The organism is Lentisphaerota bacterium, assembly GCA_016873675.1.
GTDB lineage: Bacteria > Verrucomicrobiota > Kiritimatiellia > RFP12 > JAAYNR01 > VGWG01.
Genome location: VGWG01000131.1, coordinates 1 through 6,968 on the forward strand (window position 1 = coordinate 1; position 6,968 = coordinate 6,968).

The window sequence follows — 6,968 nt, forward strand, 5'->3', positions numbered from 1 at the left end:
GGCGCAACGGTTGAAGTGGACGGACGATCTCCGACTAAGGCGTGATCGTTTCCTCGAAAAGGCCATCTATATGAAAGGTGATGACATGGCCATGATGTACATAGAGAGCCTTGAACCCGCGTCCTTCGCATCGTTCGAGCAAGACATGCCGGCCCTCGGTTTCCTGGAGACGAATTGTTATGCCATTGCACCTCTACTTGGTCACACAAATGAATACGTTCGTAGGTTGGTCAGTGACTATTACTGGCGCGCGTATCGGGTGGAGCGTGAGCGCGCATCAATAGAGGGCCGTCTCGCCTCAGTAGACTGGCGCAAATGCGGTGCATTTTGCCCCCCGTGGTTTAATGAGGTGTTGTATCCTTTGATGGCTCGTTCTATGTTTGACCGGAGCCAGGCTGTTCAGTGGGCGGCTTACCTGTATTGCATACGTGAAACTAACGAGGGTTTTATGAAATTGGCTGCCTTGGCACGGGATCAAGGCACCAATGAGTGGGCCATGCAAAGATGGAGATTACTTTATAACAGAGGCATGACTAACGTCATACCACAAGCACTGTTTCAAGATGTCCGAAAAGCTTCGGAAGCGAAGAAAGAAGCCTTAAAAGCGAAGAAAGAAGCCATTGAGCGCATGTTCAATGAAGAAATGGAAAGAAATGAGAAATTGAAGAAAGAGACGGAGGAGAAACAACGCAACAAATGAAGAAACCATGAAGCGTAATCGCCTTCTACCTTCCGCTTTGCTGGCCGCTGTGGCCGGTATCGTATCCGTCATGATCTTTCGGAATCGGGCGCCACACGCCGAATCGAGTCGCAGACCTGGCAAGCCGATATCGGTGATCCAGACGCCGGTTGTGGCTGGTGTGCCGGATGCTGCCACGAATCAACCCGGACAAACCGGGGCCGTCGGGATTCCCGCCGAGAAACTTCCGGCTTGCTGGGCGGATTTCAGAACCCTCACCGAGCAGGAGCGCCTGAATCGGGTGACGGCGGCGATGGAGAATCATACGCTCCCGGCCGACGTGCTGGCATTCTTCGAGCAGGAGATATTCAACCGCCAGCTTTGGGCCGTGACCCGCAACAACATGGCGAATGCGCTGGTCTGGCAGGAATCGCCCAATCCCCGTCTGCACGAGCTCTTCGCCAAGATGCTGGCGGATGAATCCGAGAGCCCGGTCTGGCGGGACTACTGCTTGCAGTTTCTCTCCGAGTGCCTGGCGTCCTCATCCGATCCTGAGGCGATCAAGACCATTCTGACCCGCTACGCGCAGGGCAAGGACGGTTTGGCGGGGACGGCCATTGTGAACATCGGGTTTCAGGAAGCGGCGGGGCGGATGAAGCCGGGCGAGACGTTCAGTCAGCAACTGGAAGCGCAACTGGCCGACCCGGAGGTGGTCACCCCGACCAAGCTCAGCATCCTCGCGATGATCGGCAAGCGCAATGATGTGCGTCTCCTGCCGCTGGTTCGCACCTACGCCACGAACTCCACCGATGCCCTGCGTCGCACCGCCATCGCCACGCTGGGTCAGATCGGAACACCCGAAGACCTCCCCCTGATCCGCGCCGGCCTCACCGACCCCAACCGTTCGGTGCAACTGGCCGCCGAGGCGGCGGTGAAGGCGATGGACCGGCGCAAGTAGGGCCTGTGGCCAGAGAGAAGGAAAGCGTAAAGCGAGTGTGTGGCCCGCAGAGAGAAAAGCTGAAAACTGAAAGCTGAAAAGCGGGGTTAGGGAATGCGCACCGCGCCGGTAGGGCGGCGGCGTCTCGCCGCGCCGCAGGCCAACGGGTCAGCGCGAAGCGAGGTAGACGCTCGCCGCAGGACGAATTTTATTTCACGCCCGGTATCAGAAAAGTGTGCTACTATTCCTCCGTTCCTGTTTCTCGTCGGTTTTTCCCGAGAACACATGAAGAGCAAACTCATTTGCATCCTGGCGGCAACCCTCACAACCTGGAGCCTGAGGGCGGGGGTCAATCCGCAAATTACCGATCTCGATTTGAGCATTGCAGGCGTGGCCGACTATGACGAGTTCTATGAGCCGTCACCCAGCACCACCCCGAAAGGCCCCGGCGGATTCGTCTGTTCAAACGGGTGGCAGATGATCACGCTGAAAGCAGTCGGCGTGAACGAGCCCATGCAGACCCGGCTGAACTGGGACAGCAGCAAGATCGAAATCTGGACAGCGACAAATGGCGGGACGCAAGTCTTGAGCCCCACCAACTACTCCCCGGCATCGTCCATGCCCACGCAACTCTGGGTCAAGGGCGTCGGCGTCAGCGCCTACGGCCCCGGAAAGGACGCCAGCGGCAATTGGACGAGCTGTGGCCCCGAGCACATCACGCTGGAAGCCATCAACAACGGCGCCGATCCCGACACGCCCGGGACCTACTATGACCGGGTCGCATTCACGGTCTACCAGGTCGCCGCCATCACGGTCACGCCCAAGGGCGTGCCGGAGGACTGGACACCGCCCGATCCGGTAACCATCGGTGCGGGGGCGATCCGTTCGCCCGCCCATCAAGCCGATGTGACGATACAGGTTCTGCCCGCGGTTGCCGGGATTCCGATTGACGTCAGCTTGATCGGCGGACTGAGCCATGAGCCGGGCAAGGCGGCCGAACTGGTCATGGGGTCGCTGGCCGCGACCGGCGGCTGCGCCGCCGTCACGGTGCTGACCGGCACGAACGGCGCGATCAGCGGCGAACTCACATCGAGCGACGTGAACAACATGGACTGCACGATCCGCGCCGGCGCGACGGAAACGCGCGTGCGTTTCACCTGGGACGAGTACTTCGAGCAAGACGCATGGACCTTTGAGCCCGGCTACCTGCCCGTTCCCGGCGTGCTGACCAATCACCTGGTGTTGCGGCATCACCGGGATGGAGCCGAGAGCGCGTCAACGAACGGCATGCCGTGGAAGCCCTTCAACGGCCACGACATCCGCTTCTTCGTCGAGAAGGTGGAGTATTGGGATGCCGAGGGTAACCTCTGCGAAACAAACAACACGGCCGAGGCGCCGGCCGATCTCAGCGCGTGGGCTACGTTCCCGGAAGAACCGGTGACGACCGACGCCGACGCTTGCGTCACGCAACTGCTGACCATAGTGACCAATGCCAATCTGCAATCCGTGACCTTGGCAGCCTACGACTGGAGCGTCTGGGTCTCCCCCGCCCCTGCGGCCCCCGTCGCGCCACTCTCCGGTTTCGGGTTTAGGGCGCTGGCTGCGCCAGCCGCGCCGTTAACGTCAAGCAGTACGCGCACTGATCACACAATAGTCACTGCTGGCCAAGTTGCTTTTAGTCCCCATATTGCCTTCCAGCCTCAGGAGGTCCCATTGCACGAGGAGGGATCGTCAACGTCTGGTTTTGGCGGACTTTTGGTTATATATCTCGCCAACTTGAACGCGAACAGTGCTAATTGGACGTTCGCCATTCAGACGAATACGGCTACCGGATGGTCGACATCCGTGCCGCAGGCTGTCGCAAAAATAGATCAAGTCTTGACAGGCATACCCGGTGGAGTGAATTATATAGCCCCGAACCTAACCCCAGACAAATTTAACTTTTATCGAATAATCGTGCGTGAACCTGCCCGCTATCAGGTCAAGATCTTTTACCAATCCACTGTAAAATGGACATTCGAATTCGACACCGTTGCGGGTAAGTTAGATTTCGCCGGCTTGAATGCGCACGACCCGATAATCCTGACGACGAATAGGCTTAATTACGTCCTATTTCCGCTTACCAATTCGGCAATGGCATCTGCCAGTCTTGTGGTGACTGGCAAGGTCGTAGCAAACCTGCCAAATGGAAGTCCGAAAGATATTTACACCATTGGGCATCTGGATGCTGGGTCCAAATTTAAGTTTACTTCCATGCGGACGCCTAACTTTCAAATGTCGGGCTTGAGCGAAGGAGACAATCACGTGCTTGGAAAGTTCACGATTAAGACGAAAGGCATCCGTAAGAGAATCAATAGCATAGCCAATGGGATGATGATAGTGATTACAGATATGGCTGCGACGGAAGCCCGATCCGGATCCTTTACGAACCTGCACCTCGTCTGTCCCAACATGCATAACGCCAGCCCCACGGGAACGCTTCCCCCCGACGGCGAGAATGGGGCGCGATATTCTCCAGAGACAAGTCCGCTCTTTGTGTTCGACGAGCCAGACGAGATAGGCAAATGCCTGATGGCGTGCGAAACGCCTCGATTGACTGGATTGAGCAGTGCCTTCGTCAAGTCACTCGTGTGGAATAACGTCGAATGGGTTCATCCGTCCGTGTCCACCGTCACGTCAGTCACCTCCGAAACACCTTCTGGAGAGCCTTGGAAGACCGAGTTCCGCTACAATACGATGCCTACGCACAACAATGATTTCGGCAACAAAAACCTCGTGCTGCGGTTCAAAGACCGGCATACCTGGAAATGGGATCAACCGGTCCAGTTTCGCTTCGCCCGCACCGGAACCAACGCTGCCTCCCGCGTGATCGAGGCGGGCGTCCTTTCGACCAATTACGTCTCCGCCGGCAACCCCAACTGGTACGTCTACTGGCAGCAGGTGGCGAATCAGTTCAACTTCGGGCCGCAGACCAGAATGTCGTATACGAATTTGACGTCTGCTACAACCCCCACTGAGGGACAGTATCTGTATGTGTTGGGGTCGCCGTGGGTAGATAGCATCAGGATTTACGACGCAAATAAGTCCAGCGTGTTCAAGTTTACCACAACCATCCACCACGAGAACGGGCATCGGCAATCCATGCAACTGCCAGCGGATAAGGGCGGATGGGGTGATAATTTGGCCTATATCCTAGCAAACGATACGGACCGCGATGGCATTCGCGATTCCTGGGAGACAGCACCCGGACACGGGTCTACGTTGGGGTTCAGCGTCACAGATGAAGATGACGCAGAGGCACGCGAACTGGACAAGAAGCGGCGTGCAGCATGGGAACATGGCTGGGACTCGTTGGAAGATGCGGCGTTGGGTTTGCTAGGTGGCTTCTACACTAATCCCGGAGGGTTTGATCCCAGCACCGGACGTGGCCTGACCCCACGAAACGAGGAGCACGTCAGAGATAATCGTGACGACATAAAAGCCAAGGACTGGTCGCACGTACCAGTACCAGAGTGAGGGGTGTTCTATGCCACAAAAAGTCTGGAAACGTCGGCTACTTATTTTGGCTCTGATTGCGCTTTGTGTCTCCAGTGGCATGGTAGCGTGGCGATATTACAACAATACGTATTTGCCAATGAAAGAGGCACAGCCCATCATTCAGAAGCTCTCGACCGGCAAGAGAGAGGACATCTCTTATGCTTGTCGTGCGATCCGGGGCTATACGGGACAATATGTACCAGACGGAAAGGGTAAAACATTTAAGTTGTTTCCTATCGAAGACCACAAGCCACTCCGCGGCGTTGGCGAAGCAAAGGTCAAGCAGGTCATGTTGAACATCCTGGCAACTGAAACGAATAGGAATATCCTTTCAAGTGTTATTATTGCCTGCCAGCCGGATCGAGGGTGGGTTGATCTGGCCAACGACAGCGAAGAAGCCCGGAATATCATTTCTGACGCGCTTGGCCGTTACAACAGCCGTACTAGTGGTTTTATGTTACGTCAAGATATCGAAGGACGTTGGGAGATTGTTCAATTTGGTATAGTTGATTAGTGCCCCAAAGATTTTACAGCACGATCCACCACGGTAACAGGGTCAGACCTAGAATCTAGAATATGGTTGCGGGGTCAAGGCTGTTATGATAAGGTTCCGACATGCCACGACCTTGGCGAGTTCGGTATGCGGGAGCGAAGTATCACCTGACGGTGAGAGGGAACGGTCGCGCGGCCGTGTTTCTGGCACCCGATGACTACGCGCGGTTTTTGGAGCAACTGGACGCAGCACTGGAGGCGGACGGGGTTATCCTCTACGCCTACGTGCTCATGCCGAACCATTTCCATCTGTTCGTTGAGACGCCCCTGGGTAATGTGCAGCGGTTCATGCAACGGCTGAACACGGCGTACAGCATGTACTTTCGTTTCAAGCATGGCCGGCCGGGACACTGCTTCCAGGGTCGTTACGGGGCGAAACTGGTGGCGGGGGATCGCTACATTCTCGGGCTGACGCGCTACATCCACCTGAACCCGATTCAGGTGAAGGGGTTGGAATCGTCCCCGGCGGACAGCAGGCGGGATGTGCTGCGGGGGCAGGTGTACAGCAGCTACCGTGGGTACGCCGGTCTGGCGGATCCCGAGTCGCGGGTGGACTATCGTTGGCTGGCGATCATGGGATGCCGGTCAGATCGAGGAAACAGGCGGGCGTACCGCGGTTTCGTTGAGGCGATGCTGGGGCAGGGGGATGATTGGTTCCTGGATGAGATCGGCAAGAGCCGATACGCCATTGGCGACGAGCCATTCCGGGAAGCGACGGAAGACACGTTGCAGCACAAGCGGATGGAGCGGACGGTGACGGGAGACATTGTCTGGCCTGAGGAGCGGAGGCCGGCTCTGGAAGTCGTAGCGGAGGAGGCTGCTGATGTGCTGGGTGTCGCCCTGTCCGATGTGCGCGTCCACGGCCACCGGTTGGGCGACCGCAAGGCGCTCGTCGTGGAGTGGTGCTGTCGCCTGAGTGACGCTTCCCAACGCGCGGTGGCGTTATACGTGGGGTATGGAAGCGAGTCGGCGGCGGGGAAAGCCAGAAAGCGGGCACAAGCGGCGTTGGCGCAGGAGCCGGCATTCGTCGCCGCCGAGAAGAAACTTCTCACGCGTCTGACCGCAACACGCAAGAAAGACAGGAGTGCCAACCATGCAGGCGCAAAATCTAGTTTCTAGGTCTGACCCTGAAAGCCCCAATCTGCAATCCGTGACCTTGGCAGCCTACGACTGGAGCGTCTGGGTCTCCCCCGCCCCTGCGGCCCCCGTCGCGCCACTCTCCGGTTTCGGGTTTAGGGCGCTGGCTGCGCCAGCCGCGCCGTT

At 57.5% G+C, this 6,968-nt stretch carries 5 protein-coding genes; all 5 read left to right on the forward strand.

The window, feature by feature from the left end:
* Positions 1-85: 85 nt before the first annotated feature.
* The 5 genes from FJ222_11410 (at position 86) to FJ222_11430 (ending at position 6,824) form a co-directional block, all read left to right on the forward strand.
* Positions 86-700: a hypothetical protein gene (locus tag FJ222_11410; GenBank protein MBM4165029.1), complete on the forward strand. Its 615-nt coding sequence runs from the start codon at positions 86-88 to the stop codon at positions 698-700.
* Between the two features lie 7 nt (positions 701-707).
* Positions 708-1,637: a HEAT repeat domain-containing protein gene (locus FJ222_11415; protein MBM4165030.1), complete on the forward strand. Its 930-nt coding sequence runs from the start codon at positions 708-710 to the stop codon at positions 1,635-1,637.
* Positions 1,638-1,901: 264 nt separating this feature from the next.
* Positions 1,902-5,132 (forward strand): hypothetical protein, encoded by a 3,231-nt coding sequence (locus FJ222_11420; protein MBM4165031.1) that lies wholly within the window; start codon positions 1,902-1,904, stop codon positions 5,130-5,132.
* A 10-nt stretch (positions 5,133-5,142) separates the two neighbouring features.
* On the forward strand, positions 5,143-5,667 hold the full coding sequence (locus FJ222_11425; GenBank protein MBM4165032.1) for a hypothetical protein: 525 nt from the start codon (positions 5,143-5,145) through the stop codon (positions 5,665-5,667).
* A gap of 101 nt (positions 5,668-5,768) precedes the next feature.
* Positions 5,769-6,824: a hypothetical protein gene (locus FJ222_11430; protein ID MBM4165033.1), complete on the forward strand. Its 1,056-nt coding sequence runs from the start codon at positions 5,769-5,771 to the stop codon at positions 6,822-6,824.
* Positions 6,825-6,968: the final 144 nt, after the last annotated feature.